The sequence below is a fragment of the Dellaglioa sp. CoH-57-MRSF-19 genome (assembly GCF_056781975.1).
In genome coordinates this window covers 1-544 of record NZ_JBXAXW010000097.1, presented here as the reverse complement: position 1 = coordinate 544, position 544 = coordinate 1, and the positions used below count along the sequence as shown (strand labels likewise).

The 544-nt window shown below is 57.5% G+C and carries 1 protein-coding gene; it reads right to left on the bottom strand.

Going from position 1 to position 544, the window contains the following annotated elements; genetic code table 11:
• Positions 1-55: 55 nt before the first annotated feature.
• Positions 56-265 (bottom strand): hypothetical protein, encoded by a 210-nt coding sequence (locus AC1RO3_RS08410; protein WP_481763993.1) that lies wholly within the window; start codon positions 263-265, stop codon positions 56-58.
• Positions 266-544: the final 279 nt, after the last annotated feature.

Sequence of the window (544 nt, the reverse complement as noted above, 5' to 3'; positions counted from 1 at the left end):
CCATTTCTGCTGCGTGCTCTTCCGCGTAACGCCGTGCCGCACGTTTCATACCCGATTAGGTTGCCGGCCAGTCACGCATACCGCCTACACGCGGCGACAGATACGAGAGTTCGCACCTGAGCGGATCATGTCGTGCAATCTGTTGTTCGTAGCTGAATCCGCGCCCCATGCGATTGTCGGGCGTAAACGTGAAACTGCCGATTGTTACCGATTCTTGCGTGTCACGAACCCGGATGAGTGCCGCGTAAAAGTCTTTCGTTTTCATGCGTGTTCCCATGGCGTTAGAGGGTTAGACGCGTCGGGGCTTTGCTGGGTCAGTTACGCGCTAGTTGCATCCGCTTGGTGTAATCGGCTTGCCTTTCCCGCTTTTCCTGCTGCGCGCGGCCCCGACGCATGAAACCATCATACGCGAGTCTCACGCCTTTTGCAAAGCTTTATTTTGGGGTGTACGCTTAGAGCCCGGTTTGTCTGTGCCATGCGCGACGCCAATACAGCGCCTCGGCCGTGAATGACGCACGAACCGGCTTACCCCTCAGTGCCCGCG